Here is a 20,572-nt window from a genome sequence, read left to right as displayed (position 1 = left end):
GCTCCCGCCGGCACGATCGTCCCCGCCGGGGAACCGGCCACCCGCCCAGGGGCCTCCTGATCCCCGGGGCTCGGCCCTCGACCGGGGCTCGGCCCTTGACCGGGCTCGGCCCTCGACCGGGACAGGGCCTCATCGCGGGCTCGGCCCAGGCGCGCCGCTGATCATATGATGTGCGGCGAATCGTGGCCGGTCAGCGGCCACAGCGCGAGGGGGACGGGGACGATCGTGTTCGGCATCATCAGACCGTGCAAGCACCGGCTGTCGGAACGGCTGCAGACCTCCTGGATGGCCCACCTGTGCGGGCTCTGCCTCGCACTGCGCGACGACCACGGACAACTCGCCCGGACCGCCACCAACTACGACGGTCTGATCATCTCCGTCCTGGTCGAGGCCCAGGCCGCCCGGGAGGACTCCTCCTGGCGACGCACGGCCGGGCCGTGCCCGCTGCGCGGCATGCGGACCGCCTCCGTCGCCAAGGGCGAGGGCGCCCGGCTCGCCGCCGCCGTCTCGCTCGCCCTCGCCTCGGTGAAGATCCGCGACCACGTCGAGGACCGCGACGGCGTCTTCGCCCGCCGCCCGGTCGCCGCCGGGGCCCGCGCGGTCACCCGGCGGTGGGACCGGCAGAGCGCCGGCAGCGCCTCGACGGTCGGCTTCGACACCGCCGTCCTGCTCGAAGCGGCCTCCCGGCAGGGCGAGTTGGAGCGATCGCTGCAGCCCGGCGGGTCCGTCCTGCTGGTCACCGAGCCCACCGAGACGGCCACCGCCGCCGCCTTCGCGCACACGGCCGTGATCGCCGGACGCCCCGGCAACGCCGCCCCGCTCGCCGAGGCCGGGCGGCTGTTCGGCCGGCTGGCCCACCTCCTCGACGCCGCCGAGGACCAGGCCGCCGACGCCGCCTCCGGCGCCTGGAACCCGCTCACCGCCACCGGCACCGACCGCGCCGAGGCCGAACGGCTGTGCCGGGACGCCGTCCACGGCATCCGGCTCGCGCTGGGCGAGGTCGAGCTGAGCGACCGGGCACTGGTCCACGTCCTGCTCGCGCACGAGACCGAGCAGGCCGTCGACCGGGTCTTCGGAGCCCGGCACGCGGCGAGCTGCCGCACCAAGGCCGGCGCCGGGCACGACAAGGACCACGGCACCGGGCACGGCACCGGGCACGGCCCCGCCGGTGGCGCCGCGGCCGACCACCCGCACCAGGCGCCGCCCCACCAGGCACCACCCGGCCAGGACCCGGGCGCACCGATGCCGCCGTGGGTGCCGCAGGGCCCCGGCTTCACCCCGCCCGGTTCGAAGCCGCCGCACCCGCGCAATCTGCTCGCCGGGTGCGCGGTGTGGGCGCTGATGGCCTGCACGTGCCAACTGCTCTGCTGCGACCACAACGACCCGTTCAGCCGCGAGCGCCGCAAGGGCTTCTGCGAGCGGCACGACTGCTGCGACTGCTGTGACTGCTGCAGCGGGTGCGACGGGTGCGGCGACTGCTGCAGTTGCTGTGACGGATGCGACGGGTGCGACGGGTGCGACTGCGGCTGCGACTGCTGACCTCCCATCAGCCGATGTCGGCCGCGGCGCCCGCCGCCCCCTCCTGATCGACCGACGCCGGCCCGGGGTGCCCCCGCAGCACCCCGGGCCGGTCCACGCCCTCGCGTTCCGCCCGCTCACCCGCGCCCTCGCCGCGCCGCCACAGCGGAACCACCGCCACCGGGCGCCACTCGGCGAGCTCAGGCATCGCGCCCCGCCGCCTCCCGGTCCGCCGCCAGCGAGTGCTCCAAACTCGCCAACAACTGCCGGAACCGCTCGGTGTCCTGCTCCGTCATCCGCCCCTCGGGCGCTGCTCCCGGCCACTCGGCCGTTCTGTCGTCCATGCGCCCGAGGCTAGGCGGCGACGATCAATGGCCGATAAACGTCCCCTGGAGCCGGCCCCGGCCCCACCCGGGGGCCCGGGGCCCGGGGCCCGTTCCGGCCGAGGCGACCGGCTCAGCCCGCGAGGGCCGTGTCCAGCAGCAGCCGGGCGGCCTCCTTGGCGTCGGCGGCGGCCGTCGGGTCGCCGTGGACGGCCGCGGTGGTGATGGCGCCCTCGGCGAGCAGGGTGAGGTGCACGGCGGTGGCGGGCGGGGCACCGGCGGCCTCGGCCAGACCGGCGAGGTAGCCGGCGAACTCCTCCTTGTGGTGCCGCGCGACGGCCGCCACCACGGGCGTGGTGGCGCCCAGTTCGCCGAAGGAGTTGACGAACGCGCAACCGCGGAAGTCGGGTTCGGCGAACCACTGGCCGAGCCAGTCGAAGACCGCGAGCAGCTGGTCCCGGGGCGGTCCGCCGGCGCGGGAGACGTACACGGCGAGGCTTTCCCGCCAGCGGCCGTCGCGGCGCAGCAGGTAGGCCTCGACCAGGTCGTTCTTGGACGGGAAGTGCTGGTACAGGCGGCGCATCGTCATGCCGGAGGCGGTCCGGACGGCGTCCATGCCGACCGCCTGGATGCCCTGCCCGTAGAACAGCTCCTCGGCCGCGTCGAGGATGCGGGTCCGCGGGTCTTCGTGCTCCATCTGCCGTGCCCTTTGCGCGAGAACGATAGTTCTCCTATCGTAGCCACTGACGCGAGAACGATCGTTCTCATTCGTCGAGTACCCGTCCCGTGGAGTACCCGTCCCGAGGAGTTCACGCATGGCCGACCAGCACGACGGGCGGCGCCCGCCCCTGCCCCCGTTCACCGAGGAGACCGCCCGGCAGAAGGTCCGGGCCGCCGAGGACGCCTGGAACACCCGCGACCCGCAGCGCGTCGCCCTCGCCTACACGCCCGACAGCCGCTGGCGCAACCGCGCCGAGTTCCTCACCGGCCGCGAGCGGATCGCCGAGTTCCTCACCCGCAAGTGGCAGCGCGAACTCGACTACCGGCTGATCAAGGAGCTCTGGGCGTACGACGGCGACCGCATCGCCGTCCGCTTCGCCTACGAGTGGCACGACGACGCCGGGCAGTGGTACCGCTCCTACGGCAACGAGAACTGGGAATTCGCCCCGGACGGACTGATGGCGCACCGCCACGCCTCCATCAACGACCTGCCGATCACACCCGAGGAGCGCCTGTTCCACTGGCCGCCCGGCCGCCGCCCCGACGACCACCCGGGCCTCACGGCGCTCGGCCTCTGAACTCCCGAGCCCGCCGGCCCCACCCCGCCCCTCCGACGGGCTTCCGGCGAAGGGGGGCTGACACCACGTCGGCGCATCGGCGCAACACCGAACCGGTGCGCCCGACCACACTGTTCCACGGCTGTGACACACCGCGAACCGGTCATTGACCTGGCCCTGGGACGCTTCCTTCTCGTAAGCGAACAGCACCCGAGGGGGACCTGGAATGTCCGTGCGCAACAGATTCGGCACCGCCGCCGCGATCGCCCTGATGACCACCGTCGGCGCGGTCCTGCTCTCCGCCTGCGGGCCCGACAGCTCGGACTCCGGTCCCACCGCGGCCCCGACCGGCGCCGCCCCCGGTTCGGCGGCGCCGGGGACGGCCGCGCCCGGCACGGGCTCCCACCCCGGCAGCCCCGCGCCGGGCGGCAAGGAGGTCAACGGCACCTCCGCCGCCAACCACCTCACCATCAGCACGGGCACCCAGACCGTCGCGATGAACGGCGCCACCGTCGACTTCGGCACCACCGTCCGCGACCTCGCGTGGTCCCCCGACGGCAAGAAGGCCGCGTTCGTCAACGGCAACGGCGACCTGGTGACCGCCAACCCGGACGGCACCGGGAAGGTGACCCTCGCCAAGAACCCCGGCGGGGAGACCTGGTCCCACCCCACCTGGCAGCACGCCACCACGGATCCCAGCGTCACCACCGTCCCCGGCGCCCTCGACCGCTTCGACACCATCGTCTTCGCGAGCAGCAAGGGCGGCGCGCTGAAGCTGGAGAAGGTCCCCACCAAGACCCCCGGCGCCACCCCGGAGGTGCTCACTCCGCACAACTCCGAGGGCGGCTCCGAGGACATGCCGCAGCCGCCGCAGACCGGCAACACCTGGGCCAACGCAGGCGGCCACCGCGGCGAGATCGCCTACGCCAACACCCCGGCCGGCGAGGTGTACATCTACGACGACTACATCCGGCCCGCGACCCGCGACCTGGGCAAGGGCTCCCAGCCCGCCCTCTCCCCCGACGGCGAGCACCTGGTCTTCGTCCGCTCGGTGAACGGGCACGACCACCTGTTCACCCGCTCCACCCAGTTCGACCAGAAGGCCGAGAAGGACCTCACCCCCTCGGCCACGACCGACTACACCGAGCCCGCCTGGTCCCCCGACGGCAAGACCATCGCGGCCCGCACCCCGGACGGCGTCAGCACGCTGCCCGCCGACGGCTCCGCCGCGCCGACCCAGGTCTCCACCATCAAGGGCCTGCCCGCCTTCCGGCCGTGAGCCGGGTCCGGTCGCGAGCGGGAGCGGGCAGCGGCGATCACCCGATCGCCGGCCCCGCTCCCGGCTGCCGCACCCGGCCGGGCTGCGCCAACTCGGCGCGCAGCTCGGCCAGGTGCTCGTCGGCCGACTCGTGCGGCAGGTACTCGACCAGGTCGAGGAAGCGGAACAGCACCCGGCTCTCGGTGACGGCGTACTCGTAGTCGCCGAACCCGACCACCGCGCCCAGCCCGCCGCGCGCCGCCCCGCGGACGGCGGCCGACGTCAGCGCGTCGGCCGTGTCCTCGGCGGTCACCCGGCGGCGGGCGTTCGGGCGCGCCAGGTAGGGGCAGACCATCGACGCGTAGAGCATGCAGGCGCGGTGCCCGGGGCCCTCCATGGTCGGCGCGAGGTTCCGGTACGGGCGCCCTTCCGCCAGCGCCCCGGCGATCGCGGCGCTCTCGGCGGGCCCCACGACCCGCCACACCGGTCCGCGCTCCATGAACCCGCCGCACACCGAACAGCGGCGCTCCAGCGCACAGTTGGCGCTGCGCCCGTGGTCGGTCAGCGCGAACTGGGGCTCACCCCCGTGCCACGGCGTGATCGCCGGCACCGGGTACCCCCGCCCGTCCCGGGGCCGCGCCCCCACACCGTCCGGCATCGGCACAAGTTCGAATCGCACGGCCCTATCGATACCAGGCCCGGGCCCGCCGGGTCGACCCCCGGGCCGGGGCCGGCGCAGGGACCGAAGCCGAGCCGGGGCCGGCGCGGCCGGCCCTAACCCTCCCCCGCCTCCTCCTGGACCAGCATCACCTTCCGCAGCAGGTCCGCCAGCGTGCGCCGCTCGTCGGCGGAGAGCACGCCGAGCAGTCGGCGTTCCTCCCGCCCGACCACGTCGAGGGCCTCGTGCCAGGCGGCGCGGCCGGCGTCCGTCAGCTCGATGTCGACCTTCCGGCGGTCCGCCGTCGAGGGCGTGCGCACGACGAAGCCCCGCCGCTCCAGGGTCTCCAGGCGGCCGGTGATCGACGCCGGGGCGAGGTTGAGGTCGGCGCGGAGGTCGGAGGGGGCGGCGTGGCCGCCGAGGCCGGCGAGGACGTGCAGGGTGTCGAACTCGTGCTTGTGCAGGCCGTAGTCGGCGACGCCCTGTTCGCGGACCCGGCCGAGGTGACGGGTGAGCCGCGACATCCGGGTGACGGCGGCCTCGATGTCCGGGTCGAGGTCGGGCAGCGCCGGCTGCCAGCGGTCGACGTGGCCGTCCGTCCAGTCGCGGGGCGGGGTGTCGTGCTGGTGGAGGTGTTCGGCCATGTCAGGAGTCTACAAACCCCCAGGCAACGGGTAGGCACCAAAATATTCGTTGCCAAAATTTCGGTACCGAAATACAGTGCGCCGCGTGATCGAACACCCCTTGCGCCTGCCCGGCTTCCGCCTGCTCTTCCTCGGCCGCACGATCTCCACCCTCGGCGACGCCGTCGTCCCCGCCGCCCTCGCCATCGCCGTCACCCGGGCCACCGGCTCCTCGGCCGCGCTCGCCCTGGTGCTGGGCTGCGCGATGGTGCCGCGACTGTTCCTGCTGCCGTTCGGCGGCGTGACCGGCGACCGCTTCGACCCGCGCCTCGTCGCGCTCACCACGGACCTGGTGCGGGCCGTCGCCCAGCTGCTCGTCGGCCTGGAACTGCTCGGCGGGCACCCGAGCCTGCCGCACATCGCGATCGCCTCCGCCGTCGGCGGCGCCGCCTCCGCCTTCGCCATGCCCACCGCCTCGCCGCTGGTCGCGGCCACCGTCCCGGGCGAGCACCGGCTGCGGGCCAACGCCCTGCTCGGCACGGCGAGCGGTGCCGCCCGCCTGGCCGGCCCGGCCCTCGCCGGGGTGCTGGTGTACACCGCGGGGCCCGGCTGGGCGTTCCTGCTGGACGGCGCCTCCTTCGTGCTCAGCGCCGCGCTGCTCACCCAGCTCACCGTCGAACCCGCCGGCAAGGCCGGCGCGGCCGACCGCACCCCGGGCGAACCGCGCTCGCTGCGCCGGGACCTCGCCGAGGGCTGGAGCGAGGTGCGCGCCCGGGACTGGTACTGGACCAGCCTGATCGCCCACGGGATCTGGAACGGCGCCAGCGCCGTACTGCTCACCCTCGGCCCGCTGATCGCCGCCACCCGCCTCGGCGGCGACGGCGCCTGGGTGGCGGTGACCCAGGCCGGGGCGGTGGGCCTGCTGGTGGGCTCGCTGATCGCCGGACGGCTCCGTCCGCGCCGCCCGGTGCTGGCCGGCAACCTCGCCCTCGCGCTGTACGGGCTGCCGCTGCTCGCGCTCGCCGTCCCGACGCCGGCGCCCGTCGTGGTGGCCGCGCAGGCGGTGGCGATGGCCGGGCTGGGCTTCCTCAACCCGGTGTGGTCGACGGTGGTGCAGCAGGACTTCCCGGCCGCGACCCTGGCCCGGGTCACCTCGTACGACTGGCTGCTCTCGCTGGGCGCGGCCCCGGTCGGGTACGTCCTGGCCCCGCTGGCCGCCGACGCCTGGGGCAGCCGGGTGCCGCTGCTGGCGGCCGCTGCGCTGGTGACGCTGGTCTGCGCGGGCACGGCCGCCGTGCCGGGGGTTCGCCGGCACGGCACGCGGCCCGCGGCCGGGCCCGCATCCGGGAACGGCAACGGCGACGCAGCCGGGAGCGGCAACGCGGCCGCAACCGCGCCCGGGCCGGCGGCCGAACAGCCACCGGCCCGGGTTCAGGAGCGGGAACAGGTTCAGGATCGGGATCAGGCACAGGCCCGGATCACGCCCTGACCAGCACCACTCAGTTCCAGATGCCGGTGATGTCGCTCGCGGAGGCCGCGTTGCCCGCGTGGCTGCCGGTGCCGGCCAGGTCCTCCAGGGTGCGCAGCACGTTGTAGTGGTTGTAGGTGGTGGTGGAGCTGCTGCCGGGGGTGACGTGGGCGCCGTAGACCACGGTCGGGATCCGGTTGCCGGACAGGCTGTTGTCCTCGTCGAAGGTGACGACCAGCAGGCTGTTGTGGGTCTGCGCCCAGGAGGCGTAGGCACCGAGGTTGTTCTTGATCCAGGTGTCGCCGGTGCTGACCGAGCAGTCGTGCATGTCGCTGCAGAGGTTCGGCACCACGAAGGAGACGTTCGGCAGGGTGCTGTAGTCGGTCGGGAACTGCGCGAAGGTCTTGGCGCTGCTGAGCGGGACGTTGCCGAAGCCGAACCACGGGTTGTGCTTCTGCGCGTACTTGCCGCTGCTGCAGACGGTGCTGCCCTGGCTGGGCAGGGTCTCGTTGTAGCTGGCCCAGGTCTTGCCGGCGGCGATGACCTCGGAGGCCAGGTTGGCGCTCTGGAAGCCTCCGACCGTCACGCAGCTGTCGTCGACGCGGCCCTGGGTGGAGCCGGAGAACAGCGCGTAGTAGTTCGGCTCGCTCGGGTGGGTGATGCCGAAGGACTGGGTGAGGTTGGCGCCGCCCGCCTTCAGGGAGTTGAGGTACGGGGCGCTGCTGCTGCCGATGACCTGGGTGTAGGCGTGGTTCTCCATCACCACGACGATGATGTGGTCGGGCGCGGGCAGGGCGGCCGCCTGCGCGGTGGTGGCGGTCGCGGCCCACAGGCCGGCGGAGGCGGCGACCAGGGCGACGGCGGAGCCGATCGCGGTGGCGGTGCGGCGGGAGCGGGGGCCCTTGGGCTTTGTGGACGAAGTCATGACAAATCCTTGGGTGAGGAGCGGCCCGGCGAGCCGCTCGGCCTGGGGGGTGGGAACGTCTCCCGTACGGCGGGTGCGCGCAGCGCTGCCGGCGCAACCGCCCGCGTGAGGACGGCTGGTGACGGCTAGTACGGCGTGCCGTTCGCGAAGTCGCGGGCGACGGTCGACTCGATGGTGTCGAGCACCCCGGAGTCCGTGGTGATCAGGCCCAGCTCCCGGTTGTGGTTCAGCGAGTTGTCGGAGAAGTTCTCCGAGCCCGCGAACACCTCGGCCGTGGCCGTGCCGTAGTCGGCGACGATCGCCTTGGCGTGGACGTACGGACCGGTGGTCGACGAGTAGGTGACGACCGCGCCGCCCGCCGCGGTCACCTGGTCGAAGTCGTCGGCGTACGAGCTCGGGTTCATGCCGACCACGCGCACCCTGACGCCGCGCGCGGCGGCCTCGGCGACGGCGTCCACCAGGGCCGGGTCGCCGAACTCCAGCTGCTCCAGGTCGAGGCTGGTCCGCGCGCCGTCGATGAGGGCCAGCAGCCGGGACTGCGAGTCGGTGGGCGACCAGACCAGGTTGTCGCCGTCGGTCGGGGTGACGGCGGTCTTGGCGTAGTCGGCGGCGAAGACCCGCTCGATCGCGGCGACGTCGTTGGTGTCGGTGTCGATGACGCCGTAGTCGCGGTCGTTCGCGTAGTAGGTGGAGTCCAGGTTGCCCGTCATGATCAACGACGTGGCGCCGTCCACCGTCACGGTCTTCTGGTGGGTGTAGACGAAGGCCGTGGAGGAGTACGTCACGCCGACCCCGGCGGCCCGCAGGGCCGAGAAGGCGGAGCCGTTGACGGAGGTGTGCGCGCCGTCCAGGATCACCCGGACCTTCACCCCGGCCCGCTGACGGGCGATCAGCGCGTTGACGGCGGTGGTGTCGCGCAGCTCGTACATGGTGACGTCGACGGACCGGGTCGCCGAGTCGATGAGGTCGTGGACCACGGTGTGGTCCTGGTCGGGGAAGACGATCGCGGTGAACCCGGCGGAGGCCGTGGTGGCCGCGTGGGCGTTGCCGGACAGCGGTATCAGACCGGCGGTGGCGAGCAGCAGGGCACCGGCGCGGCGCGCCGGGGAGGACAGGGGCATGGGGAAGCTCCGTGGTCGGCGAGGGGACTGGCGGCGGAGGCCGGGACAGGGCGGCGGCGGGGCGGGGCGTCGGGTGAGGGGTTCCGGCGGACGGGGGGCCGGCGCGGGGAGCGCACCGGAACGCGCGTCAGGCGCCCGAACAGCATGATGCGCAGCCGTCAACGCGGGTAGACGACAGCAGGTGAAACCTTGGCCCCGGAGCGGGAAACGAACGGTGCGGCCGACACGCCGGTGTCCGTAACGGGCGATGCGGGCGAACCGGTTCACATTGCCTTCGACCGTCCCGGCCGGTGATAGTGATCTTCGATCGGCGCGGCCCGACGCCGCGTCAGCTGACGAGAGAACCGAGGAACATGGCGAAGACCAGCCTTCTGCGTCCCCTCGCGGTGGCCGCCACCGCTGCCGTCCTGGTGGCGACCGGCGCCGCCCACGCCGTGGCCGCCGACCGGGGCACCGCCGACGCGCCCGCCTCCGACGTCCCCGGCGTGCTCGCCGCCCTCCAGGCCACCACCGGGGCCGGCGCCCCGGGTGCCTTCGCGGTGATCCGCGACCACGACGGCAAGGAGAGCACCCGCTCGGTGTCGGTCGGCAAGGCCGACCTGGACGGGACCCCGATGAACTCCTCGTGGAGGTTCCGGGTCGGCAGCAACAGCAAGATGTTCACCGCCGTTCTCGTGATGCAGCTGGCGGAGGAGGGCCGGATCGACCTCGACAAGCCGCTGCGCGACTACCTGCCCGAGGGCACCCTGCCGGAGGGCTGGACCATGACCGGCCGTCAGGTCATGGAACACCGGGCGGGCATCTACGACCACACCAACGACCTGCTGGAGCAGGCCGGCGAGGAGACCACCAGCGCGTTCGAGGCGCGCATCCGCACCAAGGAGTACGACCCGCGCGAGCTGGTGGCGATGTCGGTCAAGCACGGCCCGCAGTACACCCCCGGCAGCCGCTACTCCTACTCCAACACCGACTTCGTGCTGATGGGCCTGGCGGTCGAACACCTCACCGGGCAGCCGTACGCCGAGGTGCTGAACGAGCGGATCATCCAGCCGCTCCACCTGCGCAAGACCTCCTTCGTGGTGCCCGACCAGCGGATCCAGGGAGCCCACGTCACCGGCTACCTGACCAACGACGACCGCAGCAAGCCGCTGCTGGACTCCACCGAGCAGACCGGCTCCTGGGTGTGGAGCGCCGGCGCCGTCATCTCCGACGCCGCGGACCTCGACCGCTTCCTCACCGCGCTGCTGGCCGGCGGCGCGGGAGGGCTGGTCTCGGACGACTCGGTGCGCCAGATGACCGCCGCCCTGCCGACGCCCACCGCGAAGATCTCCTACGGGCTCGGCCTGCGCCGCATCTCGCTGTCCTGCGGGGACGTGTACGGCCACGGCGGCATCGTGCAGGGCTTCCAGACCCAGTCCTTCGTGACCCAGGACGGACGGCGCAGCGTGGTGGTCTTCGCCAACGCCTCCAACAACGGCGCGGTGACGCAGGGGCTGATGAACACGCTGGAGCCGGCCTTCTGCGGCAAGAAGCCGGCGGTCGCACCGCGGACGGCCTTCGCGCCGCGTGCCGACCTCCCGAGCGCCGACCTTCCGGCTGCCGACGGTGCCGGTGCTCCGGGCAGCGCCCCGGTGGCGCAGCTGCCCGTGGTGGAGGACACCCGGATCTGACCCCGGATCCGATCCCGGCTGACCCCGGCCGACCCCGGCTGCCCGATCCCCCCGGGGCCCGTTCGCTCCGGGTGCCCGTTCCCTCCGACTGCGGGCAGGGAACGGGCGCTCGGGGTCAGTGCCGCGGCGGCGCCGGCCGGGGGCCGTCCGCGCTCAGATCGGTGAGCGCCTCGGTGAGCAGTTCCCGGGCCTCCTCGGCGCGGCCCTGTTCGATCAGCGCGGTGCCGAGCTCGGTCAGCGTCTTGGTCATGCTGTCCGGCCGTCCGACGGCCTCGTAGTGCACCAGGGCCTGCCGGTAGGCCTTCTCGGCGGCCGGCCAGCGCTTCAACGCCGCGCGGTCCAGGCCCAGTTCGTGGGCGGTCATGGCCGCCAGCAGGTTCATCAGCGGCGCGGACCAGCGCTCCACCAGCTCCAGTGCACCGGCCAGCGCCCGCCTGCGGACGTCCACCGCCTCCTCGGCCCGGCCGGAGTCCCGCAGGCAGTTGGCGGCGCCGCGCAGGGTGACCAGCCGGCCGATCATCGCCGCGCGGCTGTCGAGCTCGGCGAAGGCATCCGCCGCGCGGTGGAAGGCGTCGGTCGCCTCGCGGTGCCGCCGCAGGTAGCGCAGGCCGGAGGCCAGGTAGGTGAGCGCCCACCCCTGCTGCTCCCGGTCGCCCGACTCCTCGGCCAGCTCCAGCCCCTCGGCGGCCAGTTCGATGCCGCGCTGGTAGCGGTGCAGACAGGTGACGTACGTCCAGGCCAGGTAGTTGACGTGCACCCCCTCGGCCCGCCGGTCGCCGAGCGCGCGGGCGGCGTCCACCGAGAGCTGGAACACCTCCGCCCAGATGCCCCAGCTGAGCAGCCGGTCGGAGAACCAGTGCATGGCCTCGGCGGTGTCGACCACCTCCCGGTACCGGCCGGCCTGCTGCGCCTGGTACAGCGCGGCCAGCCACTCCGCGTGCTCGTCCTCCAGCCAGCGGGCCGCCTCGGTGAGGTGCGCGGAACCGGCGGGCGCGGTTCCGGCCCCGCCGTGCTCGGGGTCGAAGCGCAGCCCGTAGCCGGCGGCCCGGTCGAGGATCCAGCGCCCGGCCCGGGTACGGGCCTCGGCCAGCTCCAGGGCCGTCTCGTCGACGGCCAGCCGCTCGCTCGCGTAGAGCCGCACCAGGTCGTGCAGGCGGTAGCGGTCCGGGGTGGCCGGCTGCACCAGCCCGGCGTCGACCAGTTGCTCCAGCACCAGCTCGGTGCGGGCCGGCCCCCGGCCGGCGTAGGCGGCGGCGACGACCGCCGTGAAGTCCGGGCCCGCGGTCAGCGCGCAGCGCCGCAGGACCAGCCGGGACTCGGCGGGCAGGCGGCGGTAGGACAGCTCGAAGGCCGGGCGGACCGCCAGGTCCCCGGTCTCCAGCAGGTCCAGGCGGTTCTCCTCGACGGCCAGCTGGCGCACCAGGTGGGCGACCGGCTGCTGCGGCCGGGCGACCAGCCGCTGCCCGGCGATCCGCAGCGCCAGCGGCAGGTAGCCGCAGAGCCGGGCCAGTTCGGCGGTGGCGTCGGGCGCGGCCTCGATCCGCGCCCGGCCGGCGATCCGGGCCAGCAGGCCGGCCGCCTCGGCCGGGGCGAGCACGTCCAGGCCCAGCCGGTGCACCGACTCCAGGCCGGGCAGCGCGTTGCGGCTGGTCACGATGGTCACGGCCGGTCCGGAGCCGGGCAGCAGCGGGCGCACCTGGCTCTCGTCGGCGGCGTCGTCCAGCACCAGGACCATCCGCCGCTCGCGCACCAGCGCCCGGTAGAGACCGGCCCGCTCCTCCGTCCCCGCGGGCACCGCCGCGTCCTCGACGCCGAGGGCGCGCAGCACCTGGCCGAGGGCGTCGCGGGCGGACAGCGGCTGCGCGGACGTGCTGCCGAGGTCGAGGGAGAGCTGGCCGTCCGGGAAGCGCCCGGCCAGGGCGTGGGCGGCGTGCAGGGCGAAGGCCGTCTTGCCGAGGCCGGGCTGACCGCTGACCAGCACCACCCGGGGGTGGGCGGGCCGGTCGTCCGAGGCGAGGCCGACGAGGGCGGCGAGGGCGCCCTCGCGGGCGGTGAAGTCGGCGATGTCACGGGGCAGGGCGAGGGCGCTCTGGCCCGCGGCGCCGGGTGACGCCCGGTGGACCGGCTCCCGGGGCGCGGCCTGGGCCGGGACGCCCGCCCGGCCCGGCCGGACCCCGCGCGGGCGCCCGGACTGCGCGGCGCGGTCCAGCTCCTGCGCCTGCCCGCCGTCCAGCCCCAGGGCGACGGCCAGGGCCTGCACGGTGCGCCGCTGCGGCCCGCGGGTGCGGCCGCGCTCCATGTCCCCGAGGGCGCGCAGGCTGACCCCGGCCGCCGCGGCCAGCTCTTCCTGGGTCAGGCCGGCCGCCACCCGGTGCCCGGCCAGCAGGCGGCTGAACCCGCCCACGTCGGTGCCCGTCCCGTCGACCCCGGTCGCCATGCCCCGCCACCTCACTCAATCGGTCCTGCCGGTCCTGCCGGTCCTGCCGGTTCCGCACGTCCGCACGTCCGGGTGTTCGCCCGTTCGTACGTTCGCCCGTTCACGCGTCCGTGCGTTTCGCACTTCCGCCTGGCCCCGCGCCCGACGGTCGCCGCCGGGCAGAAGTACGGCCGGGCGGCAGAAATCCTCGCACCCGATCGTTCGTCGGCGTCCCACGCCCGGTCCGGGCGCACTGCCCGGGGGCCGGACGGCCCGGTGCGAGGGCGGCTCCACCCGCCGGAACTGCCGGTAGTTCCGCCTGTGGTTCCGCTCCTTGGACAACGGCTCGACGGCGGGGCGCGGTTCACTCCGGGTTCCCGTTCCCCGCCGCCGGGCTGGCCGCCGGGCCGTCCGTCAGCTGCCGCCCGCCGTCAGCAGCTCGGCACGGCGCCGGGTCTCGGCCCCCTCCGCGCTGCGGCCCAGCTCGTCCAGCAGGTCCGCGAGCATGCCGTACGAGCGGGCCTCCAGCGCGGGATCGCCCACGGTACGGCCGAGGGCGACGGCGAGCCGGGCCGAGGAGAGCGCGGCGTCGCGACGGCCGAGCGCGTGCAGGGCACGGGCGCGGCTGTGGGTGGCGAGGACGGCCGGGGCGCCGCCGGCGCGGGCGGTGGCCGCCCGGACGGCCTCGTCCGCGTGGGCGAGGGCCGGGCCCGGGTCACCCGCCAGGACCAGGGCGTCGGCGAGGCCGGTGAGCGAGGGGACCAGCAGGTGGTCGGTGGCCGGCGTCCGGGCGGCGGCCACCAGGTCGGTGAGCAGCGGCAGCGCCCGCTCGTAGCGGCCGGCCCGAAGCAGTGCGGCGGCCACCCGGCTGCGGCAGTGGTGGCGCAGCGCCGGGTCGCCGGCCCGATCGGCCGCGGCGACGGCGAGGTCCAGCTGCTCGGCGGCCGTGCGGTGGGCGGCGCGGGCGATGTGCAGGACGGCGAGGTCGGTGCCGAGCCGGGCCACGGCCGACTCGTCCCCGTCGGCGTGCGCGGCGCTCAGCCCGGCCTCGACGACGGCCCGCCAGTGCCTCGGCTCGTGACCGGTGGCCTCGTACAACAGCGAGATCCGGTGGGCGAGTTGCCAGGAGCCGGTGGTCCGCCCGTACTGCTCGGCGCTGACCACGACGGCGCGCAGGGCGCTCTCCTCGCGGCGGAACCAGGCCGCCGCCCGCTCACCAGTGCCGGCCGCCGTGCACCCGGCCGTCCGGTCTGCGGTCACGTCCAGGTAGTGGGCGATCAGCCGGTCGAGCGCCACGAACCTTTCGTCGCAGGTGAGTTCGGCGGCCTGCCGGGCGGCGTGGCGGCGCACCAGCTCGCGCCGGGCGTAGCGGCCGGGGGCCGTCTCCTCCAGCAGGTGGACGGCGTCCAGCCCGGCCAGCAGGGCACGGGTGGCGGCGGGCGGGAGGTCGGCGAGGGCGGCGGCGGTGTCGGTGTCGATCACCGCGCCGGGGTGCAGGCCGAGCAGGGTGAACAGCCGGGCGGCGTCGGGCGGCAGGGTCCGGTACGTCCGGTCCAGGGCGGCGACGAGGCCGATCGGGCCGCGCGCGGAGATGGCGCCGGTGCCCGCGAGGGTGGCCAACCAGGTCTCCTCACCGGCGAGTTCACGGGCGAGGTCACCCGGGGACCAGTCGGGCCGGGCGGCCAGCCGGGCGCCCGCCAGGCGCAGCGCGAGCGGCAGGCGGTCGCAGTGCTCGGCCAGTTCGGCGAGTTCCGCGGCGGTGTCCGGGTCGTCCCCGGTCCACTCCGGTCCGAGCGTGCGGGCGAGCAGCGCGGTGGCGTCCTCGCAGGTGAGCGGGCCCAGCGGCAGCGGAAGGCCGCCCTCGCGGACGAGCAGCCGCAGCAGGCGGCCACGACTGGTGACGACGGCGACGGGCCCGGGATCCCCGCCCTCGGGATCCGGATACCCGGCGCCGAGCCCTGGCCTCCCGCGCCCGGGGTCCGCCGGCGGTGGCGGGTCGGGCAGCAGCGGGGCGAGCTGCTCGTAGGAGGCGGCGTCGTCCAGCAGGATCGCCATCCGCCGACCGGCGACCAACTCGCGGTACCGGCGGGAGCGTTCGGCGGTCGACGCGGGGAGGGCGTCCGGGGCGACACCCAGGGTGGCGAGGAACTCGCCCAGCACGTCGGCGGGTTCGCGCGGCCCGTCCGGGTCGAAGCCGCGCAGCTCGGCCCGGAGGACACCGTCCGGGAACTGCCCGGCGCCGTGCCGCGCCGCCCACTGCCGGACCAGGGCGGTCTTGCCGACCCCGGCCGGGCCGGTGACCAGGATCGGGAGGCCGGCCCGGGCGGCGGGCAGGGCCTCGTCCAGCCGGGCGAGTTCGGCGCCCCGGCCGACGAAGCGGCGGTCGACCGGGTCCGGCCGGGCCCCGAACGGCTCACCGGCGCGGCGCAGTTCCGGCCCGGGCGGGACGGACAGCCGGGCCAGCGCGCGCTCGTACCGCTCGCGGGCCTCCGCGCGCCGCCCGTCCTGCTCCAGGCAGCGGATCAGCCGGGCGGTCAGCGTCTGCCGGTGCGGGTGGGCGTCGGCCGCGTCTGCCAGTTCGGCGGCCGACTCGCCGCCGCGGCCCGCCCGCAGGCGCCCGTCGGCCAGCCGTTCCAGGGCGCGCAGCCGCAGGTCGGTGAGGCGCGGGAGGGCCCGCTCGCGCAGCCGGACGGAGCCGCAGTCGGCGAGCGCCGGGCCGCGCCACAGGTCCAGGGCGGCGCGTAGCAGGGGCAGCACCGGGTCCGCCGCGGCCGGTTCCCCGGGGGTTCCGGGCCCGGGCAGCAGCACGTCGGCCTCCTCGCAGAGGCGGACGAAGCGCAGCGTGTCGACCCGATCCGGATCACCGGCCAGCAGGTACCCGGAGCCGCGGGTGTCCAGCACCAGCGCCGGGTCGTCCAGCAGCTGGCGCAGCGCCGCGACGTGCCCCTGCAGCGCGGCCCGCGCGGTGGGCGGCGCCGCGCCGTCCCAGACCAGCTCGATCAGTTCCTCGGTGGCCACCGTCTGGTTCAGCCGTACGGCCAGCGCGCTCAGCAGGGCCCGCCGCTTGGGGGCCGAGGGCGTCACCGCCGTCCCGTCCTCCCGCCGCACCAGCATCGGCCCGAGCAGATCGATGTGCACGCGTCCCTCCCCTCCCCCACCTGCGGACTCCGGTCCGAGGATAGGCCCGACGGCCGGACCCGGCCGTTCATGATCCTGCGGACCGCTCCGCCCCGCCGGGCGGGGCCCGGTGCTCCGGCCAGGCCGGCCACACGTCCGACTCGGGGCCCGGCTCCGGCCCGGCGAGGACCCGCACCGTGAACGGTGCGAACTCGTCGGCGGCGTCCCGGGCGGTGGAGCCGGCCGCGGACAGGATCGCGGTGATCGCGGCGGCCATCGCGACGCCCGCTGCGCCAGGTACTCGAACCGGGCGCGCGGATCCGTTCTCCGTGGCTCCACCATGGCCGCACGGTACCCGGCCGGTCCGACACGAACGGTCCGGGCCGGGACCGGGGGCCGGGACCGGCGTCCTCGTGGGCCCGGGATCGGCGTGGGCCGAGGAGTGGCGCCCCTCGACGACCGACGCAACCGGTCCGGGCCCCGACCACGTCAACCGGAGGCAGGGGCGACGACCTGCCGCGGACCGGACCGGTTCGCGCACTACAATGCTCCACCCCGGGCCCACTCCGGGTGGGGTGAGCGGCGATCGTGGGGGTACCTGGTGCGGATTCGGCTGCTCGGCCCGGTGGAGTTGCGGGCCGGGGCGGACGGCTTCACCACGTTGGCGGGGGCCCAGCGCCGGGCCGTCCTCGCACTGTTGGCGCTGGGGCTCGGGCGCGTCGTCACCGTGGACCGGTTCTGCGAGGCGCTGTGGGGCGAGCGGCCGCCGGCCAGCGCGCGGGCGGCGGTGCAGGGGCACGTCGCCGCGCTGCGCAAGGTGCTCGCCGACACGCCGTTCGAGCTGCACACCCGGGCGTCCGGCTACCTGCTGACCGGGCCGGCCGACGAGGTGGACGCGCTGCACTTCGAGTCGCTGACCGCCCTGGCCGCCGAGCACGCCGATGCCTTCGAACTCACCGGAGCCACCGGCACCGGCACCGTCTCCGGCGACGCCGAGGCGATCGCCCTGCTGGAGGAGGCGCTGCGGCTGTGGCGCGGCGAGGCCCTGGCCGACCTGCCCGACACTCCGCTGCGCACCGCCGCGGTGGACCACCTGAAGCAGTCCGGCACCGCCGCCCTGCTGCGCTGGGCCTCGCTGCGACTGCGCCAGGGCACCGGCGCGGCGGCGGTGCCGGTGCTGGAGCAGCACGTCCGGACGAACGAGCTGCGCGAGGAGCTGGTGGCGCTGCTGATGCGCTGCCTGCGCCAGGCCGGACGCCCCGCGGACGCGCTGGCCGCCTACCACCAGGCGCGGCTGCGGCTCGACCGCGAGTTGGGGATCCGGCCCGGTCCGGCCCTGCAGGCGGCCCTGGCCGAGGTGCTGGCCGACGACGGGCCGGCCCCGGCCCCCCTGCCGCCGACGGCTGCGGCCGCCCGCGTCCCGGAGCAACTCCCCCGCCGCATGGTGGACTTCGTCGGACGGCGGGCCGAGCTCGACCGGCTCGACCAGGCCTGCGCCCCGGACCGCGCTGCGGACGGCCCGGTGCTGGTGGTCGGCCCCGCCGGCGTCGGGAAGAGCGCGCTGGTCACCGCCTGGGCCCACCGGGCCGGTGACCGGTTCCCCGACGGCCGGTTGCACGCCGACCTGCGCGGCCTCGCCCCGGCCGGCCCGGCGCGCCCCGACGCCGTCCTCGCCGACTTCCTGCACGCGCTCGGCGTCCCCGCCGACGCCCTGCCCGCCGACCGCGCCGGACGCGCCGCGCTCTTCCGCGAACACACCAGGGACCGACGGCTGCTGGTGGTCCTGGACGACGCCGCCGACCCGGACCAGGTCGCCGACCTGCTGCCCGAGGGGACCGGCTGCGCCGTCGTCGTCACCAGCCGGGGATCGCTGGAGGCCCTGGTCGCCCTCGACGGGGCCACCCTGCTGCGGCTGGCCGCACTGCCCGAGGGCGACGCCCGGCACCTCCTGGAACGCGCCCTGACGCCCGCGCGGGTGCGCGCCGAGCCGGACGCCGCCGCCCGCCTCGTCCGCCGCTGCGACCGCCTGCCGCTCGCCCTGCGGATCGCCGCCGCCCGCCTGGCCGCCCAGCCCGACTGGACGATCGCCGGGCTGGTCGCCGAACTCGACGACGAACAGCGCCGACTGGCCGTCCTGGATGCCGGCGACGGCCTCGACATCGGCTCGCAGCTCGATCTGACGCAACGTCAACTCTCCTCGTCCGCAGCGGAACTGCTCACTGCCCTGGCCGTCCACCCCGGCGACGAGGTGGACGCCCTGGCGAGCGCCGCCCTGCTCCGCACCGATCCCGCCACCGCCCACCGGGCGCTCGGCGAACTGGCCGCCCACCACCTGCTCACCGGCACCTCCCCGGCCCGCTACGGCCGCACCGACCTGGTCCGTCTGTACGGCGTCGGACTGCTCGCCGAGCTGCCCGAGGCGCGCCGACGCCTGCTCCGCGAACGCCTCGCGGACTACTACCTCGCCGCCCTCCAGCGCTGCGGCCTCCTCCTCGATCCCGGCCAGGAGGACGCCGAGCCGCCCGTCCACCCACCGCAGGCCCTCCCGTCCGTCGGCGACATCCGGACCGCGCTCGACTGGTTCCGCGCCGAGGAACCCGCCGTCCGCGCGCTGGTCGACGCCACCGCCGTCACCGACCCCGCCCGCGCCTGGCGGCTCGCCCTGACCAGCGGCTCGCTCTACTACGGCGCCAGCCGCTTCACCGACTGGCTCGCCCGCGCCGTCGTGGGCCAGGAGGCGGCCGAGCGGTGCGGGGACCAGGTCGCGGTCGCGCTGCTGCACAACTGCCGGGCGCAGGCCCTCGTCGCGCTCGAACGGCGACACGAGTCGGCCGAGGCGGCCCGGAAGGCGGTGGCCGCCACCGACGCCACCGACGCCACCGGCTCCGCTGACTCCACCGACTCCGCCGAGTCCGCCGAGTCCGCCGACGGACCTCGGGCCGCGTCCGCCCGCGTCCGCTCGCTCGCCACCCTCGCGCTGGTCACCGCCATGCTCGGCAGCTCCGCCGAGGCCGAGCGGCTGGCGGCCTCCGCCACTTCCCTCGCCCTCGCCTCGGGCAACCGCCGGCGGCTCGTCGACGCCAAGGTCCACCAGGGCTGGGTGAGCCTGGCGACCGGCGACCGGGACGGCGCGCAGCGCCACTCCCGGGAGGCCCGCGAACTGCTGCCGCCCACCCCCGTCACCCAGGTCCACCTCTGGTCGCTGCTGACCGAGGCCCAGGCCCTCCCGCCGACCGTCCGCGACGAGACCGCCGACCTCGCCTGGCACCGGCTGCTCGCCGCCTGCGAGGAGGCCGGCCTGCTCTACCTGCACGCGCTCGCCGAACAGTCCTACGCCGCCCACCTGCTGGCCCGCGGCCGGCAGCGGGAGGTGAGCGGCCGGCTGCGCACCGCGCTGGACCGCTTCCGCTCCCACGACCGGCAGGCGGGCTACCGGAGCGAGTTCACCGCCGCCCTGGAGGAGCTCAACCTCCGCTCGGCGGACTGGTCACCGGGGCGCTGAGACGCCGGACGGTCACCGGGCCGCCGAGGCGGCGCCGCTCTCCGCCGCCGACGACGACGGGCTCCCGGTCGGGGCGTACCCGTGCTCCGCCGCCAGGACCGGGCGCAGCGCCCGGATCGCGTAGAAGTTGCGGGACTTGACCGTACCCGGCGGCACCCCCAGCTTGGCCGAGGCCTCCAGCACCGACCGGTCCTTCAGGTGCAGTTCGACCAGCACCTCGCGGTGGTGCTTCTGCACCCGGCGCAGCGCCAGCGCGATGTCCCGCGCCGCCACGACCTGCTCGTACGGGTCCTCGGCGAGCGGGCGGTCCTCCAGCGGCTCGCCGATCACCTCCTTGGCGCGGGCGGCGGCCATCCGGTAGTGGTCGATCGCGATCCGCCGGGCCACCGTGAACAGCCAGGGCCTGCTCTGCTCCGGGCCGTTGCTCAGCGCCTCCGGGTGCTGCCAGGCCCGCAGCAGGGTCTCCTGCAGGATGTCCTCGGCCTTGCCGCGGTCCCCGCCGGTGGCCCGCAGCAGCGAGCGCAGCAGGTAGCCGCCGTGCAGCCGGTGGATCTCGGCGAGCGTGTCCGGGTCGAGGGTCGGACGGTCCTGGCGGGCGCGGCGGTCCTGGCCGTCCTGGCGCGCCTGGTCTGTGGCAGCCGCCGCCGCGTCCGACGGGCCCCCGGCGGGCTCGGTGACGGGCATGGGCTGAGCAAC

Annotated in this window: 17 protein-coding genes; 6 read left to right on the top strand and 11 right to left on the bottom strand. The window is 75.6% G+C overall.

What is annotated here, in order from left to right; all coding sequences use genetic code 11:
- Window positions 1-225 precede the first annotated feature (225 nt).
- Complete coding sequence (locus ACZ7KX_RS19900) at window positions 226-1,539, top strand: DUF5685 family protein (protein WP_470327557.1); 1,314 nt, start codon at window positions 226-228, stop codon at window positions 1,537-1,539.
- Between the two features lie 7 nt (window positions 1,540-1,546).
- Here ACZ7KX_RS19900 and ACZ7KX_RS19895 read toward each other — a convergent pair whose 3' ends face one another.
- The 3 genes from ACZ7KX_RS19895 to ACZ7KX_RS19885 form a co-directional block, all read right to left on the bottom strand.
- Complete coding sequence (locus tag ACZ7KX_RS19895) at window positions 1,547-1,726, bottom strand: hypothetical protein (RefSeq protein WP_470327556.1); 180 nt, start codon at window positions 1,724-1,726, stop codon at window positions 1,547-1,549.
- A complete protein-coding gene (locus ACZ7KX_RS19890) occupies window positions 1,719-1,862 on the bottom strand; it encodes a hypothetical protein (protein ID WP_396546206.1) in 144 nt (47 codons plus the stop codon). Before ACZ7KX_RS19890 ends, ACZ7KX_RS19895 begins: the two co-directional genes overlap by 8 nt.
- A 112-nt stretch (window positions 1,863-1,974) precedes the next feature.
- Window positions 1,975-2,538: a TetR/AcrR family transcriptional regulator gene (locus ACZ7KX_RS19885; RefSeq protein WP_470327555.1), complete on the bottom strand. Its 564-nt coding sequence runs from the start codon at window positions 2,536-2,538 to the stop codon at window positions 1,975-1,977.
- A gap of 118 nt (window positions 2,539-2,656) precedes the next feature.
- Here ACZ7KX_RS19885 and ACZ7KX_RS19880 point away from each other — a divergent pair, with 118 nt between their 5' ends.
- Both ACZ7KX_RS19880 and ACZ7KX_RS19875 read left to right on the top strand, forming a co-directional pair.
- Entirely contained in the window at window positions 2,657-3,139 is a 483-nt protein-coding gene (locus ACZ7KX_RS19880) for a nuclear transport factor 2 family protein (RefSeq protein ID WP_470327554.1), read from the top strand.
- A gap of 205 nt (window positions 3,140-3,344) precedes the next feature.
- Entirely contained in the window at window positions 3,345-4,397 is a 1,053-nt protein-coding gene (locus ACZ7KX_RS19875) for a hypothetical protein (RefSeq protein WP_470327553.1), read from the top strand.
- A 37-nt stretch (window positions 4,398-4,434) separates the two neighbouring features.
- Here the strand turns inward: ACZ7KX_RS19875 and ACZ7KX_RS19870 are convergent, their stop codons facing one another.
- Together ACZ7KX_RS19870 and ACZ7KX_RS19865 are read right to left on the bottom strand one after the other, a co-directional pair.
- Window positions 4,435-5,055, bottom strand: a complete 621-nt coding sequence (locus ACZ7KX_RS19870; RefSeq protein WP_470327552.1) for a hypothetical protein — start codon at window positions 5,053-5,055, stop codon at window positions 4,435-4,437.
- Between the two features lie 95 nt (window positions 5,056-5,150).
- A complete protein-coding gene (locus tag ACZ7KX_RS19865) occupies window positions 5,151-5,678 on the bottom strand; it encodes a MarR family winged helix-turn-helix transcriptional regulator (protein WP_470327551.1) in 528 nt (175 codons plus the stop codon).
- Between the two features lie 88 nt (window positions 5,679-5,766).
- Between ACZ7KX_RS19865 and ACZ7KX_RS19860 the strand changes: the two genes are divergently transcribed.
- Complete coding sequence (locus tag ACZ7KX_RS19860) at window positions 5,767-7,146, top strand: MFS transporter (protein WP_470327722.1); 1,380 nt, start codon at window positions 5,767-5,769, stop codon at window positions 7,144-7,146.
- Between the two features lie 10 nt (window positions 7,147-7,156).
- Here the strand turns inward: ACZ7KX_RS19860 and ACZ7KX_RS19855 are convergent, their stop codons facing one another.
- Both ACZ7KX_RS19855 and ACZ7KX_RS19850 read right to left on the bottom strand, forming a co-directional pair.
- Window positions 7,157-8,050 (bottom strand): alkaline phosphatase family protein, encoded by an 894-nt coding sequence (locus tag ACZ7KX_RS19855; RefSeq protein ID WP_470327550.1) that lies wholly within the window; start codon window positions 8,048-8,050, stop codon window positions 7,157-7,159.
- Window positions 8,051-8,175: 125 nt separating this feature from the next.
- Complete coding sequence (locus tag ACZ7KX_RS19850) at window positions 8,176-9,171, bottom strand: phospholipase D-like domain-containing protein (RefSeq protein WP_470327549.1); 996 nt, start codon at window positions 9,169-9,171, stop codon at window positions 8,176-8,178.
- Window positions 9,172-9,524: 353 nt separating this feature from the next.
- On the opposite strand from ACZ7KX_RS19850, the gene ACZ7KX_RS19845 reads away from it, so the two are divergent.
- Window positions 9,525-10,841: a serine hydrolase domain-containing protein gene (locus ACZ7KX_RS19845; RefSeq protein ID WP_470327548.1), complete on the top strand. Its 1,317-nt coding sequence runs from the start codon at window positions 9,525-9,527 to the stop codon at window positions 10,839-10,841.
- Window positions 10,842-10,956: 115 nt separating this feature from the next.
- Here ACZ7KX_RS19845 and ACZ7KX_RS19840 read toward each other — a convergent pair whose 3' ends face one another.
- The 3 genes from ACZ7KX_RS19840 to ACZ7KX_RS19830 all read right to left on the bottom strand — a co-directional run bounded on the left by ACZ7KX_RS19840 (window position 10,957) and on the right by ACZ7KX_RS19830 (window position 16,651).
- On the bottom strand, window positions 10,957-13,278 hold the full coding sequence (locus ACZ7KX_RS19840; RefSeq protein WP_470327547.1) for an ATP-binding protein: 2,322 nt from the start codon (window positions 13,276-13,278) through the stop codon (window positions 10,957-10,959).
- 393 nt (window positions 13,279-13,671) lie between these two features.
- Window positions 13,672-16,395, bottom strand: coding sequence for an AfsR/SARP family transcriptional regulator (locus ACZ7KX_RS19835; protein WP_470327546.1), 2,724 nt, complete (start codon window positions 16,393-16,395; stop codon window positions 13,672-13,674).
- 67 nt (window positions 16,396-16,462) lie between these two features.
- Complete coding sequence (locus ACZ7KX_RS19830) at window positions 16,463-16,651, bottom strand: hypothetical protein (RefSeq protein ID WP_470327545.1); 189 nt, start codon at window positions 16,649-16,651, stop codon at window positions 16,463-16,465.
- A 324-nt stretch (window positions 16,652-16,975) separates the two neighbouring features.
- Here ACZ7KX_RS19830 and ACZ7KX_RS19825 point away from each other — a divergent pair, with 324 nt between their 5' ends.
- Window positions 16,976-19,876 (top strand): AfsR/SARP family transcriptional regulator, encoded by a 2,901-nt coding sequence (locus ACZ7KX_RS19825; protein WP_470327544.1) that lies wholly within the window; start codon window positions 16,976-16,978, stop codon window positions 19,874-19,876.
- A gap of 12 nt (window positions 19,877-19,888) precedes the next feature.
- On the opposite strand, the gene ACZ7KX_RS19820 is transcribed toward ACZ7KX_RS19825, so the two are convergent.
- Entirely contained in the window at window positions 19,889-20,560 is a 672-nt protein-coding gene (locus ACZ7KX_RS19820; RefSeq protein ID WP_470327543.1) for a sigma-70 family RNA polymerase sigma factor, read from the bottom strand.
- Window positions 20,561-20,572: the final 12 nt, after the last annotated feature.

The sequence above is a fragment of the Kitasatospora sp. NPDC038210 genome, from assembly GCF_055600605.1.
Note: the sequence above shows the minus strand (reverse complement) of the source record. Positions and strands in the feature narration are given on the sequence as shown.

What these genes read in the sequence shown, in the direction of transcription:
- ACZ7KX_RS19895 (WP_470327556.1), bottom strand. Translation starts at nt 1,726, where the DNA reads ATGCCTGAGCTCGCCGAGTGGCGCCCGGTGGCGGTGGTTCCGCTGTGG.
- ACZ7KX_RS19890 (WP_396546206.1), bottom strand. Translation starts at nt 1,862, where the DNA reads ATGGACGACAGAACGGCCGAGTGGCCGGGAGCAGCGCCCGAGGGGCGG.
- ACZ7KX_RS19885 (WP_470327555.1), bottom strand. Translation starts at nt 2,538, where the DNA reads ATGGAGCACGAAGACCCGCGGACCCGCATCCTCGACGCGGCCGAGGAG.
- ACZ7KX_RS19880 (WP_470327554.1), top strand. Translation starts at nt 2,657, where the DNA reads ATGGCCGACCAGCACGACGGGCGGCGCCCGCCCCTGCCCCCGTTCACC.
- ACZ7KX_RS19875 (WP_470327553.1), top strand. Translation starts at nt 3,345, where the DNA reads ATGTCCGTGCGCAACAGATTCGGCACCGCCGCCGCGATCGCCCTGATG.
- ACZ7KX_RS19865 (WP_470327551.1), bottom strand. Translation starts at nt 5,678, where the DNA reads ATGGCCGAACACCTCCACCAGCACGACACCCCGCCCCGCGACTGGACG.
- ACZ7KX_RS19855 (WP_470327550.1), bottom strand. Translation starts at nt 8,050, where the DNA reads ATGACTTCGTCCACAAAGCCCAAGGGCCCCCGCTCCCGCCGCACCGCC.
- ACZ7KX_RS19850 (WP_470327549.1), bottom strand. Translation starts at nt 9,171, where the DNA reads ATGCCCCTGTCCTCCCCGGCGCGCCGCGCCGGTGCCCTGCTGCTCGCC.
- ACZ7KX_RS19845 (WP_470327548.1), top strand. Translation starts at nt 9,525, where the DNA reads ATGGCGAAGACCAGCCTTCTGCGTCCCCTCGCGGTGGCCGCCACCGCT.
- ACZ7KX_RS19840 (WP_470327547.1), bottom strand. Translation starts at nt 13,278, where the DNA reads ATGGCGACCGGGGTCGACGGGACGGGCACCGACGTGGGCGGGTTCAGC.
- ACZ7KX_RS19830 (WP_470327545.1), bottom strand. Translation starts at nt 16,651, where the DNA reads ATGGCCGCCGCGATCACCGCGATCCTGTCCGCGGCCGGCTCCACCGCC.
- ACZ7KX_RS19820 (WP_470327543.1), bottom strand. Translation starts at nt 20,560, where the DNA reads ATGCCCGTCACCGAGCCCGCCGGGGGCCCGTCGGACGCGGCGGCGGCT.